We start from the raw sequence: 18,182 nt of genomic DNA on the forward strand, positions 1-18,182 counted from the left end.
TGGCTGTATACGCTGACAAAAATAAATAATAATGTTCCACCATTAAAGGTTATGGCTTTTGCCGTAGCCTTTTATCTTTTTACCCGATTTTCTCCGCCAATTCTAAAATAATCCCCTCTGGACCACGAACGTAGCACAGCTTATAACTTTCTCCATATTGCTCGATTTCACTAAAGATCTCTGTACCCCTATGTTTCAATTTTGCTATGATTGCCTCTATATCTTCAACCGCAAAGCAAATATGACTGATACCCAGCGTGTTTGCAAAAGGTTGCTGAATCCCACCTTCATCTGCCGGAGTAATATATTTCACTAACTCTATCCATGTCCTATCATCCGGCATCCCCAAACCGACACATGCCGTTTTAACACCCTTTAGCCCAACGATTCTGTCCAGCTGTTCTCCATCCAATTCCCATTCTGCTTTCACTTCAAGTCCTAAGTCAAGGAAAAACGCTTTAGCCTCTGACAAGTCATTTACATTGATACTTACGTGATCGATTCTATTGATTTTCATATCTCAACCTCCTAACTTCATGGCTATTCGTTTAAATTAGATAGATACTTCTTCCTTAATCCAAAGTAAAATAGAATCTGCAATACCACATACATTCCTACCACCAACAATGCCTGCATCATCGTATAATGAATTTTTGAGTAGTTAGTATTTACTAAAGCAATATAATACATAGCCATAGTGACACCAAACAGGGTTGGCACAAAAAATATTAGTATCAACTGTTTCGTTAAATTTCGTTTCATCTCAATGTTGGTTACTCCGATTTTTCTTAAAATCGTGATTTGAAGCTTATCTTCCGCAATATCTGTTACAACTTTATAAAGTAGTACAATACTTGAAGATATCAGGAGTAATGAGCCTAAAAAGGCCATCGAGAAGTAAAAAACTCCATTTACTTCTTTATCTGTTTCTACTTTTTCGATTTTAGAAAAAGGTCGATATGCTTCCAACATTGTCGTTTCATTTATCGGCCCGCCTAAAAAAGCTTTGTTCTTCCATATTGTTTCATCGGCGTGATTTACTTTTCGTAATGCATCGAGAATCCCAGCGAAAATCTTACGTTGATCCCCGTTAGATAGATTTATTAAATGATATTTGGAAGGAGTATGATAACCGCTGTTTATTTTGATTATTTCATAGTCTTTATCATCTACTACATAAGCGTGGTAAGTTGAATAGGCATTGGTGTACTCCAAATTTGTCAATTGATCCTTTTCATTCAAAATCCGTCCTTTTGGAACAGTAAATAGGTCAGCAGAATTCACCCGCTGAAAGAAATCCGAAGAATCCATCGTGAAATTCACATCATCAAATTGTTTAACTGGCTTTTGAATACTTTTTCCATTCATTAAAAACATGATATCTTCAGTAGGTTTTGTTTGAATCTCGCCACCATCAAGAAAAACATCTAGCATGTATCCTTTTTGTATGTCTTTATTTGAGCCCGTATGCTGGTTGTAATTGCTCTCACTGATTATCACACTGTTAGAATACGTCCGCTCACCCGTCTTGACTTTCCCATCCTTCATTTTGTATATCGGTAATGAAAGATAGTCTAAGACAGCATAATTCTTAATCTCTCCTCCATTATCTTCAATAACTTTTCGGATCTCATCCTGCGAAATATGATTGTATTTATCATTTTCTACAAACATAAAGTCATAAGGTCTCTCCAAATCGTTGAATGTAACTGTGTTTTTATGAATCGTATAACCGGTTCCAATCAAAAAAACACCCAAAGACACCATGAGAGTAACGACATAAAGAATGGTTCGGTATGAGATAAAACGGTGTGCTAAATTGGACAGTACTAATAAATTTTTATTGTAACTTCTTGGGTATTTTTGAATCACTGATCGAAGTACTGTAATTAATGTACTGATAATAAATAAAGGACCAACAAATGTCGCTACCGCACAAAGTGTTAGGATTACTTTATTTCCATCAAAAATGTCCCCGGTATATACCTTTGGTAAGAGGTACATCGCTATTGCAAATACAATAATCGCTAGGACTCCGGTTATAGGATTGGCAGCTGCTATCTCTTTTTTCGCGCTGGATTGAATGACTTCAATAATAGAAAGTTTTGTCAAATATCTCTCAGTAAAAAATGTACTGATAATAAAAATTGGCAAAAAGACACTGACCGTAAGTAAAAAAGTGTTAAAGCTGATGCTGTATTCAATGTTAACTAACACTTTACCTAGGATTAAATAAAACATCCTCGAAAAAAGCAAACCGGCTACAATTCCCGTTAACAATGAGCTAGAAATAATAATGAGATTTTCCCAGCGCAGCATTTTTTTGAGATCACGCGTCGTCATCCCTAACGTCAAATATACACCGAACTCTTTTCCACGAAATTTCACAAAATATGTTTGAGTATATGAAATAAAGATAATACAAAACAATACAATCGCCACAAAAGAAAAATTAAAAATCCCTTTTGTATTGTCAGGGATAGTATCGTTAAAAAACAATGTCCCATACATAAATAGGACAGCCACAATAAAACTGTTTACTAGATAAAATGAAATGTAACGGTTTAAATTGTATTTTAAATTTTTATAAACAATGGTAGAGAAGGTCATTCATTTTCTCCCCCAATCATACCTTGTGCTTCTAAAATTCGATCGAAAAATTCATTCCTATCTCCACCCGATGTAATCTCCATATTAACCGCTCCATCTTTAATAAAAATAATTCTTTTGCAAAAAGATGCGGCGAATGGGTCATGGGTAACCATCAAAACAGTGCTATTCCTTTCATCATTTATTTTTTTTAGTGTCTTCATAATATTTTTCGAAGATTTTGAATCAAGATTTCCGGTTGGTTCATCAGCTAATACGATGGCTGGATCGTTTATTAGTGCTCTTGCCACGGCAGCTCTTTGTTTTTGTCCACCAGATATATGGTAAGGGTATTTATTTTGGATATGCTCAATTTCAAAAAATGATGCAAGTTCTTTAAGCTTAATGTTGATTTTATCAGGTTCAACATTGTCCAATATTAACGGAAGCGCAATATTTTCATAAATCGTAATGCTATCAAGTAAGTTATAGTCTTGAAATACATAGCCAACACTTCGTCTTCTAAATAAAGCCATTTCCTCACTTGATAATTCAGTTATATTTTTATCCTGAATAAAGATTTCTCCTGAAGTAGACTGATCAATGCCTGCCAATAAATTCAAAAGTGTAGTCTTACCACTTCCGCTAGGTCCCATAATTCCAACAAAATCTCCACAATGTACACGAAGGTTTATTCCATTTAAGGCCATTACTTCTTTTGCTCCCTTAAATGAGCTATACACTTTAGACAGATGATTTACTTTTAAAATTTCCACAGTAAAACCTCCAATAATTTAAAGCTTGATTACCAAAAGTATATAGGGAGAAAGAAGAAGAAAAAATCGATTTTCATCTCGTAATCTTACAGTTTTGAAAGAAAAGTAATTTGGACAGTAGTACCTTTGTCCTTTTGCGATTGAATTCGAATTTTATGTCCTAATCGGTCTGAAATAAGTTTTACCATGTAAAGCCCAATTCCTGTAGCATTTCTGTCGCGTCTACCGCTTTCTCCAGTAAAAAAAGGATCAAATACACGGTTGATATCCTTTGCATCTATTCCAATTCCTTCATCTTTAATAGACAGAATAACGTTATCTTCTTCATCTTCGGTTACATCAATAACGATCGCTTCGCTTTTCTCTACGTTAGAATACTTAATCGCATTTGATAGAATTTGCTCTATTCATCGGCTGATAACCGTTTAAATTCAAAGGTTGATCAGATAGTTTATCCCAAATCTCATATCCTTCTTCCAAAGCTGGTGTATAGACAGCGAGTGGCTTCAATGTCGACCCTGGCTGCCGTTTAAGCTGTGTTGCCCTGTTAAATCCTCGAAAAACATGCTCACCTCGACCACCAACTAGTGCCTGGATTCCTCCTGTTGTAGGATTGATGAAAATCGCACCGCTTTGGATTAACTGATCAGGTGAACTAGCCGGAAACATTCCATCATTAGCATATACACGTTCAACAGATTCCTGAATTGTTGGATTGAGCTCTGTATATATATGATAGCCGCCCGAAAGAACCTCTTTTTCTGTTAGTCCATAATCTTTAATCGCTTCGGAAATAATATGATCCACATAATATGGAAATTTCCCCTTATATTCATCCTCATTCTTGCCCGCTAATTCTATCGTTTCTGCTTTAGCCGCAGCCATATCTTTTTGATTGATATATCCTTCTTTTTCCATTAGAGACAGTACAAGGTTTCTTCGCTCAATCGATTTCTCCATATTTTTAAATGGAGACAGAACAGAAGGTGCTTTAATTAATCCTGCAAGTATAGCGGATTCGCTAATGGTTAATTCGCTGGTATTTTTACCAAAATAAGTTTGAGCTGCTCGTTGGACCCCCCATGCCCCTTCACCAAAATAAATCTGGTTTAAATAACGCTCCATTATTTCATCTTTAGAATAAGTCCGTTCGATTTTTTTGGTTAAAATTAGTTCTTTTATCTTGCGGGTGTAAGTTCGTTCATGAGTTAAAAAAGCATTTTTGGCAAGCTGCTGTGTAATCGTACTTCCCCCGGCGACAATTTCACCGCTAACGGCATTTTGGGTTAATGCCCGAGCGATACCAAGGTAATTCACGCCATGATGCTTATAAAATTGTTGATCTTCTGTCGCTATCACAGCGTTAATAAGATGACGTGGAATTTGCTTTATTCCAACACCTTCAATATTTGAAGCGGCGATTTTACTGGCAACAGCTCCATCTTGGTCATAAATAATGGTTGGTTGAGGTGCCGGTTCCTCTAGCTGACTAACATCACTTGTCCAAATAAATACATTGACAATGAGCAAGCAGCTGAGTGCAACTGCAAACCCAACTAAAATAATTTTCCCAATTAACCTTTTCGATTTTAATAATCCTAAAATTTGCTTTGGAGATTTCCTTTGCTTTCTTCTTTCCATTCTTCCCACGGCCTAAATCCTACTTTCCACTATTGAATAAAGATATCTTGTGCAAAAAAATAACACCTATTAATAGGCGCTAAATCATGTTCATTTATAGCTTTCATCATAAACTATTCGGATTAATGAACCGTTTTTTGTCCATAAAATTTAGTAAATATCTCGTTTTGAAAAAAATAATATTGATAAGACTAAAAATACACCTAAATATATGCATAACATATACATCGAAAATGAAAGTGTCATCCCTTCAACCAGTGGGACACCGTCAATATACACCGATAAATCTGTATTAGCGAATAGGAAATATTTTAACCAGTTAAATTTTTCAGCGAATAGCACAGTTATTGCCTTCCCCATGAACAAAGAAAATACCGACAAACCGATTGCTAAATTACTATTTCGAAAAATTGCAGAAATCATAAAGGCCATTGTTGCAATCATAAGTAAGTCTACAGAGTTTAATATGTATTCAAGTATCAACTGACCCACTATATTTCTTTCAATTACATTTCCATTATAATAGGCAAGATGAAAAACCTCGCCATCGGGAAATCCAAACAAAACGATTCCTATTATCGTTGATAATATTAAGAGCGTTGCAGACAACACAAGTCCGAAAAGCAGTACTGTCAAGTATTTAGATAAGAGGATTTTCGAACGCTTTATGGGGCGTATTGCTAATAGTTTTATCGTTCCCCATGAAAATTCAGCAGACACTATTCCAGCAGCAATTATTATCACATAGATTCCTATTAGTCTGATAAGCTCTCCGGATAATCTAACAAAGTCCCAAACATGTAACTTTGCTGATGGTTCAATATTACGGGCGATTTTGTATTCATTAATCGCAATTTTCCTTTCGAAATTCATTTTCTTATTATCATTAATGTTACCCAATTCCATTAACTGATCTTGATCATGTTCAATTTGAAGCTTTAACTCTGCTTTCCAATGATTATTTTCCTTTGGAGGATACTTAATTTCATCATACATTGAAATTCCAGCGATGCCAAAAATCATAAAGACAAATAACTCCACCATGATAATCGTCCCGGACCTGCTAAAAAGCTTTATCCATTCATTCATAATTAAATTGAGCATCATAATCTTCCCTTCAAGCATTATCTTGACTTGACTTATTAGGAAGTAATTCTTTGATGATTAATGAACGAAAACATATACCTTATATCTCCTATTATTTACTATTTTTCTAGCAAACTCAAAAATTAGGTCGATTTAACTATTAAAGTCCTAAGTCCGATTCCTTTTTTTAACAATTGTACCGGAATAATGTTAACGTTAGATTACCCTTGGTATAAAATTCATTTACGAAATAATAATAAAGATAAAACGCTTAGAGGTGAATAATGGATAAATCGGAAAAGATAGAACAAGTTGAAGACTTTTTTGCGAAATTTCATGACCTGCATGCAGACTATGGACAATTTTGGTTAAACGAGACTTTTCGATTGGGATTGGTGGGGTTCTGTATTTTTAGCAGTTGCTCCCTGGGTATTTTGGTTTTTTTATCGAAAAAGGGAAAGTACCCATCGTTTACTTTATGCCGGTGTATCTGTGATGTTAATTTCATTATGTCTTGATTATATTGGTGTAGCACTTGGGCTTTGGCATTATTCCGGAAAAGAAACGCCATCATTTCCAGCGTGGTTACCATTTAATTTTTGTATGCTTCCTGTTACGATTATGTTTTTAATACAAACTAAACTACATATAGCAGCTTGGAAAAAGGCATTGTTTTACGGTGCTTTAACTGCATATGTTGGTGAACCTATCTTTGTTTGGGCAGGATACTATATCTTAACAGGATGGAAATACACTTACTCCCTACCGATATATGCAATCATATTCTTATTTGCATATTGGTTAACAAATAGGAAGACGTTCTCAGATGTTTAAAAAATCGCCGAAATTTCGGCGATTTGAAGTGACTTATTGTTAATTCAATTTGATATCTGATGAGTCACTGGTAGTTTGATATAGAGAATTGCAAATCGCAGATGACTGTTTCTTAAAAAGGTGTTCATAAGCAAATTGGAATCCGTAGAGTAATAATGCTCGAACCAAAAATAAAAGGACTAATTGATACGGCTCCAAAACCTTGAATGAAACAACTCCGATGCGCTTAAAAAATCTCATACCAGGAAACGCAAACAGAATGTGACCAATTGTGTTAGAAATTAAATATAATAGCAATTTGCCATAAGTAAATTTTAGAGTCCATAAAGCTGCCAAAAATTCTGGACCAATAATATACGCCGTGCTTCCACTAATGACGGAATTAATTTTTGTATGAAATCGCCACCAGTCCATTCTGTTTGCGATAATATGAATAATTTTAGAAATCAAACTTATGAATATTGTTGCAGGTAAGTATCTTTTAATACAACTTTTACCTAGAATCGGAAGTGTGAGCCAAGGTAATATCGTCATTAAAAGTAAAAAAGTACGCGGTTTTATCATTATTTGCACCTCCTCCTACTAATTATTAGACTGTGCATGTAGTAATAAAATATACATTGCAAAAATAATAAAGCGCTAATCTATGGAGATTAGCGCTTATTTTGTAATATAGCCTAGCTTATTAATAATTTCTTCATGTTCGGGGTAAGTTGCCAACAATTCTTCTTGATCAAACAACTCGAAATCCTCAAAATCAAAACCAGGTGCAACCATACAACCCACTAGCGAAAATGTATCTTTATTCATTACCGAGGAACCAAAGATGGAGTTTTTCGGTACTAAGACTTGTGGCACTTCACCAGCTTCAAGGTTCAATCCTAATTTATATTCCTCGTATTTTCCGTTCGCGTCAATTACATGAACAGTCAATGAGCTACCGCCATGGTAGTACCATAATTCATCTGAACGTAATCTATGTAAATGCGAAATATCCTCACTTCGAAGCAGAAAATAAATACTAGTATAGAGCTTTCGTTGTTTTCCGCTAACATTAATTTCAATCTCCGAACTCACCGTACTTTGATAAAATCCACCTTCTGGATGGGGAACTAAATTGAGATGCTTAATATAGTACTCTGCGTTCTGTAATGTCATATTAAAGTCCCTTTCAATATATTTTTTTGATTAGAGCACACCCTGTTATAACAAAAAAGAAAAAAGGAGAGATTCAAATGTCTAACAAAGAAAAATTCGAAGGCTTTGACTTTAGCCACAATCCATATGAACAAGAAGCGCGAAAAGGAAATAAAGTTTGGTTTGAGTCCCTTAACAAATTAGGAAACTATTCTCTAGATGCCTTCAAAGGCTTAGGGCAAATGTATGTAGATGATGAGCGTTTCACTATGAACATTGACCAATTCGGTGAAGGCCCATCTCATTTCATGTGTGACGCAATGGCGGTTTATGCAGATAAAAATAAAGAATAGTGAAATGTACAACACTTATAGCATTAGCATGTCAAATATATTAATACCCCTTTTTTATGATGATACATCAAGAAGAGGGGCCTTATCACTGAGATAGTTCCTTACTCAGTTTCACTATAAAAAAGAAGGTACTATTCCAAATATTAGTACCTTCTTTACGTAGTATTTGATAAAATGGGTAATCACCACCAACGGTTACCTATGATCTTGTTCGAATCTCATCTAATTCACTAACAATATACCTTGCCAGAAACAGCCTCATGTTTTTCCATAACCATTCTACTGCTTTTCTTCATTGCCTCTTGTACTGCAAAATGGATGATCTGGCTAATCCCCTTACCAATAATGGTTCCTTTTCCAGCCTTTTTAGATTTTTCACCTTGTTGTGTTAGTCCAATTAATATCGTATCTGTTAACTCGCTGGCATCATCAGCTTCAATGGAATTTGATCCACCTAATAATTCCAGTACTGCCCTCACTTTTGCCTCAGTCGCAGTCATCAATGCACTAATTAGTGCCCCATCTGTTAAATGGGCATCAATAAACAGCATCAAATTTAGCGAACTATAGAGATGTGAGGAATTGCAAATGATATCATTTTCATCGATATACCCATCACCGTCATTAGTCGTAACCACTACAAGCATCTGAATCCCTTCAAATTCATCTTGAACAAAAACCGAATTCTCCAACTTAATATTAGTCTCAATCCCAAACGATTGTTCATGTGGGATTGAATGTGTCTCAAAACGTTTTTTCAAACTTGACTCAGCCTCTATGCCAACTACGTTTTCCTCAGCATAAAATTGGCAAAAGTGCTTTAACCACTGGATGCCATCCCCCATTACTCCGTTAGAGATAGTCCGTAATGGCTGAGTAAACTCAACATGAACATACTCAGAGGTATGTTTAATATGATAGGATTGCTCAAAATCAACAGATTGACTGAAAGATGTATTTTTAGGTGTCATCAAGATTTGCGGCTTAGGGATAGTTGGATGTGATTGCGAATTAAGCTCTACCTCATACACCTTTTTTAGTTGATTTACCTTTCTTAACGTATCTACATCGCCAATCTCTAAGATGCTTCCTTGATGTAATAAGGCAATCCGATCAACAAAAAGTGAGGCGATATTTAAGTCATGTAAAATGGCAAAAATTGTGAGGCCCATTGTAGCCTGTCTTTCTTTTAATAAATCCAACATTTGAAGCGTATGTTTAATATCCAAATGATTGGTAGGCTCATCTAATAGTAAAATTTCAGGCTCCTGTGCTAAAGCTTTTGCTAATAAAACCCTTTGTTTCTCGCCACCACTGATCATTCGAAAGGGAGTATTTCGATAATAGCTGATATTAGTGATTTCCATGACTTCTTCAATCACAGCTCGATCATGTTTCGATATCTGCTTAAGGATTCCTTTTTGATGAGGGTACCGACCTAAACTCACAATTTCCTCAACCGTATAATCAAACGAAATCTGTGATTCTTGAGTCAGAACAGCCATTTTCTTTGCTTTTTCAAGCTTGGAAAAAGTTGAGATATCTTTACCACTAAGTAAAATTTCACCCTCCATAGCCTGAAGTTGGCCGGTAATAAGCTTAAAAAGTGTGGACTTCCCACTGCCATTTGGTCCGAGAAGGGCAAAAAATTCACCTTGCTGAATTTCGAGATTGACACCGTTGATAATTGGGCAATTCATGTAACCACCAATCAAATTCTTTACTTTTATCATGATTAATTCCTCCGCCCAATTCTTTCTCTTATCAACAATATAGCAAAAACCGGCGCACCAATTAAAGCAGTGATTACTCCGATTGGCAGTTCTTTAGGTGCAATAATAGTTCTTGAAAATAAATCAGCTAACACAAGAAAAGCTCCACCAACCAGCAATGAAAGCGGAAGGACATGGCGGTGGTTCGGACCAGTTATTAAACGGACTAAATGTGGAATCACTAAACCTACAAATCCAATCGAACCCGATACGGCAACAGAGGCACCTGTTAATAAGGATGCACCAAACAGGATAAACATTTTCCCTCTTTTTACATCTACACCAATATGATCAGCCGCTTCCTCCCCAAGTGCTAAAGCATTTAATTCCCGGTAATGATAAAACAATATCAATGAACCTAATAACATAAACGGGATAATCAACCCGACATGGTTCCATCCCCTCATTGCAACACTTCCATATAACCAATAGATGATTTGAGTCATATTGTCTTGATCACTTAATGAAATAATGAGCGAAACCACCGCGCCAATAAATGCACTAACAATGATTCCTGCCAAAATAATCGTTTCAATTGCCATGCTTCGGCTGCTTAACCGAACAAGTCCGAAAACAATAAACAATGCGATAAATCCACTAATAATTGCCATTACAGGTAAAGTAAAGCTGCCCAAACCAATAATCGTAAATTGAAAAAACAATACAAACACAGCACCTAATGATGCACCAGAAGACACCCCAATTGTATAAGGATCAGCTAACGGATTTCTTAACAGACCCTGGAAGGCTGCACCTGCAAGAGCTAGAGATGCACCAACACAAAAAGCTAGAAGGACCCTTGGTAAACGAATATTCCAAATAATCATCTCTTCATTTTTCGGAATACTTTCAAGCCAACCGAGGCCAAGAGTTTTGTCTAAAATAATATGTAAGATTGTAGGAACAGGAACTTGAACACTACTAATAAATAACCCAAGGAGGGCTGCAGCAACTACAAGCCCTCCACTTATACAATAAAACCAAGTAATTTTACTTATCAAAAACTTCCGGATAGATGAACTTTGCAAGAGTCTCGACTCCTTCTATTAAACGAGGACCTGGTCTAGTAACCGTATCGTTTTCCACATCAAAAACTTGTTTTTCTTTAATAGCAGGTACTTCAGCCCATCCTTGGCGAGATAGTACTTCTTTTTTAGGATCATCGATATAGTAGCCGTAAGTTGTAACAATGACATCCGGATTTAATTTAACAATTTCTTCCTCTGTTAGTTTAACCCAACCTTCATGATCCTCAGCTGCGTTTACAGCTTGAATAGCTTCAAGCATTTCATGCATAAATGTTTTTGTGCCTGTTGTATAAATATCTGGAGCAGGAGCTACTTCAACCCATACTTTCTTTTTATCCTTTACTTCTTTAGCTTGTTCTTTAATTTTGGCTAAACGATCTTGCATTTCTGTTACGATTTCTTTAGCTTTTGCCTCAGTCCCAGTAGCTTTACCCATCATTTCAATTTTCTGATAAACTTCTTTAAAGGAAGAAGCATCACCGACTACAATTACTTTAATACCGGCATCTTCTAGCTGTTTTAAAATATCAGGATGAGACTCATAATGATAGTCGGTCACAAATGCCATATCAGGCATAAGGGATAGAACTACCTCTGTATTAATGTCTTGTGCGCCAACCTTTTGGATCTTTTTTACTTCTTTTGGGTAGTTATCATAATCAGATACACCGACAATTTTATCGCCAAGACCAAGTGCAAACGCAATTTCTGTTGGGCTCGTTTGAATTGATACAATAGTTTCAGGTTCCTTTTCAATCGTGATTTCACGGCCAGCATCATCTGTAATTGTTACTGGAAAAGCCTTGCCGCTTTCAGTTGTTTTTTCACTTGATTTACTTTCTGCCTTCTCCTCATTCGTATTGCAGCCTGCAATCATTCCAACTGCTAACAAAAGCACAATACTCATTAGCCACCACTTTTTAATTCTCTCTTTCATTTTTACTTCCCCCTAATATTTTTGAACACAAAAAAACGCTATTCCAGCAGAAAGCGTTGATTAAAGGCGGCATTATCATACTATCACAATTGGTAATAGTAAAATAAAAAGGTAATCTTCAATTAAATATGTATAGTTAATCGATTACTTGCTCTTTAAACTTTCCCTTTCCACGAGGAAGCTTAAAAAATAAATAGGCAGGTCTCCTGACTTGCGTATCATCAGTTGGTTAATCCTTCCCTTGTTAAATAACAAAGTGGATCATCTTTAACCTTCCTACACGCATACAGTGGCGGGTCCGTGTTGGATTTGCACCAACTTCCCTCTTCGTCCTAATACTCATCATATGAGAGTTATTAAGAAACCTATTCATAAATATTCATTTTTTGTATTCTAAAAAATTATATTACACTCTTAACCAATTGTAAAATAAAAAAGGCGACAAAAGGTGACAGGCACCGCCCGAATTTTCTTGTTTCACATTTGTGTTTCACAGCGCAAATAGACAAAAACCATCCTTTTTATCATTTTTAGTTTGATGAAAAGGATGGTAATTATTCTGATTGATTCGTTTTTTATGAGTCAATATGAAATTTAAACTCCGGATGGATATAGATTAATTCAAATTCAGGATGGTTAATACAATTGGAATAGACATCCTCAGGTGAAAACCATAAATGATCATTAATAAACTCAATCCCTGCGCCATAGTAATAACTTAGCCATATTAATTTTGTGCAGTAAATATAAGTCCACTCATCGTGCAATGGGGTTTTTATCGTAAACTTAAACTTTGGTTTTTTTATTCCCTTTATTTTATTTTCCTGATAAATATTTAAATAACGGATAGCATAATTTGCGGCATTTAACCCTTTGGCTTCTGATACTGGGCGAAACTGAGCATGGTTGGGATGGTCCGATTTAAAGCTTTCTATGGTGATTTTTCGTACTATGGGATCAAGTGGAATTGATTCGATAGCTTCTTGATCACTTATCACTAGAGCACCATGCCCCATAAATCCAAATGGGAGTCCATTTACATTATCGCATGAAACAAGAATGTCCCCAGGTTTGTATTGTTGTTTACGAAAAGCATTTTGTCTTACATGATGAGTTTCATTGTGTCTCAAAACTCTTCCTTCATATACAACCTCATATTGTATTTGTATTTTCTTAGGTAGATAACCATTTGTTTGAATGACAAAGGATTGCAGTAATCCCAACGAACCTAAATAATGGTGATCTATAAATACCGAGATTTGATTTACTCTGACATTCGTATACTTTAGTTGTATGGTGATATCATTTCCATTTACTACCACTTCGAAAAGTTTGGCCAAGATCCTCTCCTCACTTTTTCCCTATCGCGTGTTTTCTTTAGACAATAATGTTTATTTTATTTGTCATAATGGTTATCTTATGTGGTCCTCTAATCTCGGGGAACAAGTCCGTAAAATTTCAGTTCCATCTAACACAAAAAAACCAAGTGAATCCTCAAAGGAAGGTCCACTTGGTTTTTATTTTCTTAGCCGTGAAATTTGTTTGTGATTTCCGCTCCAGACACGTGCGGTTCATGGGGCTAACTGGGAGCCTGTCTAGCTCCAGCGGCTAGGAGCTCGGGGTCATAAGCCAAATCACTCAAGAGACTAACGTCTCTTGCGCGATTCGTCTTATGCCTGTCGCTCCTGAGCAAGCCGCTTCCGCTTTTCGAACTCCTCGGCGCTTTGCGCCTGTGGGGTCTCCCATGCCAGCTACTCCCATAGGAGTCTACGTGTCTTACGCTCCAATCAACGTGGGAAAAATTCCCCTACGCATTAACACAACCATTTATTAAAATAATTATCCTAATTAATAGTAGTTGTACTATTCACTGCTTTCACTTGTCGCTGGTTTTCCTGTTTCAATCAGGACTTTGTCGATAGCTAAAAATACAGTGAGTATTACAATGAGCAAGCCTGTTCCAATCAATAACCATTCAATATCAATCACATCAGCCATAGGACCAAACAACAGCATCCCTACTGGCATCATCGAGGTTGATATCATTCCAAATACCCCAAATATTCTTCCTAAATAGTTCTCATCAACAGATTCTTGCAACAGGACCATCGTTGGCGTGTTGAAAAACGGCATCGCAATTCCGAAAATCGCCATTGGAATTAAATATATCCAAAATACAGGCACCATTCCTAGTGCAATCGTACATAATCCCATTATGAGACTTGAAAATGCCATCGTATGGATTTTATTTTTAAATCCACCCCACGCTGCTATTAATCCTCCTCCAGCCATCATTCCAACTGAAAAAGCAATCTCAATCGCTGTTAATCGCCAAACATCATCGCCGAAACTACGAGTAACTTGAAGTGGAGTTAAAAACGCACCGGGAGCCAACAGTACAAAGAAGACTGCAAAAAACAGAAAGAATTTTTTCAAAAAATCATGTTCTTTTATATAAATGATGCCTTCCTTAAAATCGTTAAAATAACTTGTAGTTTGTTTTTCGGTTGCCTTTGTATGTACCGCTACCTTAACAAACAATAGAAAAATGAATATCCCAATGACCGCAGTTACTACATCGATAAAGAAAATGGTTTCAATCGTTGACACGGATAATAATGCCGCACTCACCATTGGCGCAACGAACATATTGACTGCTTGTAGAGATCCATTGATTCCATTTACTCTTGTAAGCTGTTCAGTCGGTACAATTTGCGGTAAAATTGCCCCTACTGCCGGGGTTTGAATTCCAGTACCAACAGCACGAACGGCCGCCATCAGAAACAGCAACCAAACTGAATCATATCCCATTAAAAATAATATTGCTAAAATCAGTGTCGCCAAAGCAATCATACCATCTGATAACATAATCAATAATTTCCGGTTATATCGGTCAGCCCACACCCCGGCAACCGGCGATAACAGAAACGTAGGTATAAAGCCACAAATAATAAACAAGGTCATCATAAGGCCTGATTCTGTCGTTAGCGTAACATGCCACATAATTGCATATTGAACCAGCGAAGTTCCAAATAGTGAAATGGTTTGGCTACTGAGGAAGAGAATGATATTCTTTTTCCAATTTTCCTTATGTTGTACATTTAAATTTGTCATCGTATCACTCTCCAATCTGTTCCTAAATATATATAACCAAATAATAAAACATCTGTTCTAGTTTAAGATAACTGATGTGGTATATCTATTCAAGTGTTGTGCTATTTGAATGATTGAACAAACCTAGTAATTATGAAATAATGTGAAATTAATTGAACAAATAATGAAGGAAATGTTTTAAATTTGTATTGATTCCCTATCTAGTCTACTAAAAGCTTCAACACCATTACTTCAAGCTATGCCTATCGGAGGTTACTTTTTGAAAAAGATTGTATCTAATTTACATCAACTACCACGCCTAAAAATTGGGATTTATTTCATCTTGGTACTTAGTTTTGTTATCTCGATTGTGTTCGTTGAAAACAATTATTTATTTTACGAAAAGCCAATTGCCAAAGTTATTGAAGTCAATCTGATTGATAAAACGGACACGGTTGACCGAAATAATAACAAGGACACCCTATTCACTCAGCAAATTATCGCAGAATTAAAAAATGGAGAAAACAAGGGAGAGCTCATCTATTTAAATAATGAATTTTCCTCTTCTCGTGGATATGACCACGAAATCAAAATTGGAAACGAATTATTTGTTTTTATGAACGAAAATACTAATCATACTAAACAATTAACAGGAACGATTATTGACATTAAACGTGACAAATTCGTTGTGATGATTACCTGGGTTTTTATCTTTACTTTACTAATCGTTGGAACAAAGCAAGGTTTATTTTCAATCTTAAGCCTGGCTATTAATGCGATTCTGTTATCGTATGCATTGGATCTATACATACATAAATCTAACATCAGTTTATTATTAATATGTAGTATTAGCGCTATCCTATTTACCTGCATTTCATTGTTACTTGTTAGTGGATTTAATGAGAAAACCTATGCAGCGATCGTGGCAACCTTATTAGGAACTTTTATCTCTTTAATTATCGCCTATCTTGTCATTTGGTTTTCAAATGAAAGAGGGCTCCGGTACGAAGAAATGCAATTTATTACGCGGCCTTATCGAGCGGTATTTATTACTGGGCTTTTACTCGGTTCATTAGGAGCGGTTATGGATGTAGCGATAACAATGTCCTCTTCCATTTTTGGATTATATGAAAAAAATAACAATATTACGGTTAAAGCACTTATAGCATCAGGACTTGATATCGGAAAAGATATCATGGGTACTATGACAAACATTTTGTTCTTTGTCTATATCAGCGGTTCGATTCCAATGCTTGTTTTGTATTTAAAGAACGCCTCGCCATTAGGTTTTACACTTTCAATGAATCTTTCATTGGAACTAGCACGGGCGTTAGCTGGAGGCATTGGAATTGTATTGACCATTCCGATTGGTCTATATACTTCTATTCTTTTTGTTAAGCGAAAGAGGGCAAAATCATGAATGTACTGTTGATATTAGCAATTATACTTTTTGTTTTGATGGCTCTAATCGGTGGTAGTAAAGGAGCACGTTCCTTCCTTGCATTATTTTTCAACTTTGCCGTCCTGTTTGTTTCTGTCATAATCATGACGATTCCATCAACTAATCCCATTTACATCACAGTTATTGCCTGTATTGTGATAAGTTGTATCAATTTGTTTTTTATTAATGAAGTGAACACAAAAACAATCATCGCTTTTGTTTCAACAATGATTACCTCCGTTATCTTACTATTTTTCATTGTTCTTGTTACTGAAACGGCCATGATTCAAGGGTTTGGTGAAGAGGAAGTCGAGGAACTGAGCATTTTTTCCCTTCATATTGGAGTTGACTTTGTAAAAATTGCTGCTTCAGTCATCATAATCAGTACAATCGGTGCTATTATCGATGTGGCGATTTCGATTGCCTCACCGATGCGAGAAATCTATTACCACAATCCAACCATAACTAGAAAATCATTATTCCTCTCTGGTTTAAGTATTGGCAAGGATATTTTAGGCACTAGTGCGAATACATTGTTTTTCGCCTTTTTTGGTAGTTATTTGGCTTTACTTATTTGGTTTAAGGATTTAGCTTACTCTGCTAGTGATATTGTCAACTCCAAAATATTTAGTGCAGAACTTATCAATATCTTATTTGCTGGAATAGGGGTAGCGTTAAATATTCCGATTACCGCCTTGATTACGGCCTATTATTTAACAAAAAAAAGGAAAAGTGAAGAGTCTGTTAAACATATATAATGATAAAAATATCTAAAAAAAACTACCAACAACACATAAAACGGAAGGCGTAACGTTTACCTTCCGTTTTATATTTTTGAACTGCTACTGTAAAAATCTTTTATTCATCGCTAAATTTGTAAACTGATTCACTTGCTGTGTTGTTATGTTTTTTCCTGTCCGAGCTGTCATAAAATTGACATCGTATCGTGCGATATCAGGTTCATTCGTTTCGTATTCTTCAAATCCCACAGAACCTAAAACACGTTTTAGCATGTGCATGTACTTGACTGAATCACCGTTCGTCATAGAGAGATCCCAATGCCAGCACAACGCTAATGAGATGACAATGAACTTCTCTGTTTCTTGTAAAAGAAACAATGACTGCAGTAAGCTTTGAGCTACCTTTTGATTACGGTAGTTTGGGGCAACTTCAACCACCCCTAATATTTTTATGAAATCTAACTGCCTCCACCTCTCATCAGGTTCTGGTTCGAGAATAATTGCATAGCCGATGATGGTTTGATGAGATAAGGCGAGAGACATTAATCCTTGATTTGAATCCATTACGGAAAGCATGGTCTTTTGCTGCTTATCCCAGTCACGGAAATTATTTAAATTATGGTCAAATTGATAATCTCGCAAAATGGTTTTAACATCCTCTTGATTTGTTACAATTGAGTATGGAATGGAATCACAACCCTTTAATCTATTTATTATGTAAACACATCCTGTATCCCGTAGCTTTATTGCCATTA

16 protein-coding genes, 2 pseudogenes and 1 riboswitch are annotated in these 18,182 nt (G+C 35.9%); of the genes and pseudogenes, 4 read left to right on the forward strand and 14 right to left on the reverse strand.

The genetic code is table 11. From position 1 onward, the window contains the following. Positions 1–79: 79 nt before the first annotated feature. The 6 genes from FXW34_RS19445 to FXW34_RS19470 form a co-directional block, all read right to left on the reverse strand. Positions 80–517 carry a VOC family protein gene (locus FXW34_RS19445; protein ID WP_147535719.1) on the reverse strand — a complete coding sequence of 146 codons (438 nt, stop codon included), beginning with the start codon at positions 515–517 and terminating at the stop codon, positions 80–82. Between the two features lie 23 nt (positions 518–540). After that, the gene (locus tag FXW34_RS19450) at positions 541–2,610 is read right to left on the reverse strand and encodes an ABC transporter permease (RefSeq protein WP_147535720.1); all 2,070 of its coding nucleotides are present in this window, start codon (positions 2,608–2,610) and stop codon (positions 541–543) included. Beyond that, entirely contained in the window at positions 2,607–3,365 is a 759-nt protein-coding gene (locus FXW34_RS19455; RefSeq protein ID WP_147535721.1) for an ABC transporter ATP-binding protein, read from the reverse strand. Before FXW34_RS19455 ends, FXW34_RS19450 begins: the two co-directional genes overlap by 4 nt. A gap of 86 nt (positions 3,366–3,451) precedes the next feature. Further along, entirely contained in the window at positions 3,452–3,772 is a 321-nt protein-coding gene (locus tag FXW34_RS23740; RefSeq protein WP_147535785.1) for an ATP-binding protein, read from the reverse strand. Further along, positions 3,744–5,006, reverse strand: a complete 1,263-nt coding sequence (locus tag FXW34_RS19465) for a transglycosylase domain-containing protein (protein WP_246141223.1) — start codon at positions 5,004–5,006, stop codon at positions 3,744–3,746. The genes FXW34_RS23740 and FXW34_RS19465 overlap by 29 nt, the downstream gene beginning before the upstream one ends. A 150-nt stretch (positions 5,007–5,156) precedes the next feature. After that, complete coding sequence (locus tag FXW34_RS19470; protein WP_246141207.1) at positions 5,157–6,113, reverse strand: ABC transporter permease; 957 nt, start codon at positions 6,111–6,113, stop codon at positions 5,157–5,159. A 447-nt stretch (positions 6,114–6,560) separates the two neighbouring features. Between FXW34_RS19470 and FXW34_RS19475 the strand changes: the two are divergent. Further along, positions 6,561–6,926 (forward strand): annotated as a pseudogene (locus FXW34_RS19475) (CBO0543 family protein); the annotation flags it as partial. A 39-nt stretch (positions 6,927–6,965) separates the two neighbouring features. On the opposite strand, the gene FXW34_RS19480 reads toward FXW34_RS19475, so the two are convergent. Then, entirely contained in the window at positions 6,966–7,490 is a 525-nt protein-coding gene (locus FXW34_RS19480; RefSeq protein WP_187119036.1) for a hypothetical protein, read from the reverse strand. Positions 7,491–7,586: 96 nt separating this feature from the next. After that, complete coding sequence (locus tag FXW34_RS19485) at positions 7,587–8,084, reverse strand: cupin domain-containing protein (RefSeq protein WP_147535725.1); 498 nt, start codon at positions 8,082–8,084, stop codon at positions 7,587–7,589. Between the two features lie 62 nt (positions 8,085–8,146). Here FXW34_RS19485 and FXW34_RS19490 point away from each other — a divergent pair. Continuing rightward, a pseudogene (locus tag FXW34_RS19490) lies at positions 8,147–8,416 on the forward strand (TipAS antibiotic-recognition domain-containing protein); the annotation flags it as partial. 230 nt (positions 8,417–8,646) lie between these two features. On the opposite strand, the gene FXW34_RS19495 reads toward FXW34_RS19490, so the two are convergent. The 5 genes from FXW34_RS19495 to FXW34_RS19515 form a co-directional block, all read right to left on the reverse strand. Then, positions 8,647–10,149 (reverse strand): ABC transporter ATP-binding protein, encoded by a 1,503-nt coding sequence (locus FXW34_RS19495; protein ID WP_147535727.1) that lies wholly within the window; start codon positions 10,147–10,149, stop codon positions 8,647–8,649. Positions 10,150–10,151: 2 nt separating this feature from the next. Beyond that, the gene (locus FXW34_RS19500) at positions 10,152–11,216 is read right to left on the reverse strand and encodes a FecCD family ABC transporter permease (protein WP_147535728.1); all 1,065 of its coding nucleotides are present in this window, start codon (positions 11,214–11,216) and stop codon (positions 10,152–10,154) included. Then, positions 11,179–12,153, reverse strand: coding sequence for an ABC transporter substrate-binding protein (locus FXW34_RS19505; protein ID WP_187119037.1), 975 nt, complete (start codon positions 12,151–12,153; stop codon positions 11,179–11,181). The genes FXW34_RS19500 and FXW34_RS19505 overlap by 38 nt, the downstream gene beginning before the upstream one ends. 179 nt (positions 12,154–12,332) lie before the next feature. Next, positions 12,333–12,537: riboswitch (cobalamin riboswitch) on the reverse strand. Between the two features lie 191 nt (positions 12,538–12,728). Further along, positions 12,729–13,493 carry a C40 family peptidase gene (locus FXW34_RS19510; protein WP_147535729.1) on the reverse strand — a complete coding sequence of 255 codons (765 nt, stop codon included), beginning with the start codon at positions 13,491–13,493 and terminating at the stop codon, positions 12,729–12,731. Positions 13,494–14,016: 523 nt separating this feature from the next. Next, entirely contained in the window at positions 14,017–15,267 is a 1,251-nt protein-coding gene (locus tag FXW34_RS19515) for an MFS transporter (RefSeq protein WP_147535730.1), read from the reverse strand. A gap of 238 nt (positions 15,268–15,505) precedes the next feature. On the opposite strand from FXW34_RS19515, the gene FXW34_RS19520 reads away from it, so the two are divergent. Both FXW34_RS19520 and FXW34_RS19525 read left to right on the forward strand, forming a co-directional pair. Beyond that, entirely contained in the window at positions 15,506–16,666 is a 1,161-nt protein-coding gene (locus tag FXW34_RS19520; protein ID WP_147535731.1) for a YibE/F family protein, read from the forward strand. Continuing rightward, positions 16,663–17,445, forward strand: coding sequence for a YibE/F family protein (locus FXW34_RS19525; RefSeq protein WP_147535732.1), 783 nt, complete (start codon positions 16,663–16,665; stop codon positions 17,443–17,445). The genes FXW34_RS19520 and FXW34_RS19525 overlap by 4 nt, the downstream gene beginning before the upstream one ends. An 84-nt stretch (positions 17,446–17,529) precedes the next feature. Here the strand turns inward: FXW34_RS19525 and FXW34_RS19530 are convergent, their stop codons facing one another. After that, entirely contained in the window at positions 17,530–18,069 is a 540-nt protein-coding gene (locus tag FXW34_RS19530) for a hypothetical protein (RefSeq protein WP_147535733.1), read from the reverse strand. Between the last annotated feature and the right edge of the window lie 113 nt (positions 18,070–18,182).

The sequence above is a fragment of the Bacillus marasmi genome (assembly GCF_902168435.1).
Lineage (GTDB): Bacteria > Bacillota > Bacilli > Bacillales > Cytobacillaceae > Bacillus_BU > Bacillus_BU marasmi.